This is a genomic window from Paenibacillus silvestris, assembly GCF_009882985.1.
GTDB lineage: Bacteria > Bacillota > Bacilli > Paenibacillales > NBRC-103111 > Paenibacillus_E > Paenibacillus_E silvestris.
Genome location: NZ_WTUZ01000012.1, coordinates 88,110 through 88,552, shown reverse-complemented (window position 1 = coordinate 88,552; position 443 = coordinate 88,110). Strand labels below are relative to the sequence as shown.

Below are 443 nucleotides of genomic sequence, written 5' to 3'. Positions count from 1 at the left end.
TAGACTTTTGTCCATTGGCACTTAAGATGTCAGCATCGATATCGGAAATGTCTTCGCCGTATTGATCTTTCAATTGGAAGTCCATATCGTCTGTTGCGCCCAAGATCGCTTTCGCAGCAGGCTCAGTTGTTACTGTAATACGCTCAGCAATACGTGCATCTTGTACAGGAAGGCTTGTTTGTACAAATGTGTTGGACTGCGATTGGTTGATTTGACCTGTTACATACACCTTGGAACCTACTGTATTCACAGCATCAAACTGCAGTTTCAGTTTACCTTTGTCAGCGCCTGTTTCTTGAATCGTACCCTTACCGTTCGTCACGCTGAATGTGAAGCGGTCTGCGTTGTCTACGATGTCTTGTACGCTTAATTTGTTACCATTCGCATCTGTTACATTCAAAGGTACATATACATCTTTATCATTGGATGCAAGCGTCACCGCG

1 pseudogene is annotated in these 443 nt (G+C 43.8%); it reads right to left on the bottom strand.

The window, feature by feature from the left end:
- Positions 1-443, bottom strand: a pseudogene (locus GQF01_RS09610) (hypothetical protein); the annotation flags it as partial.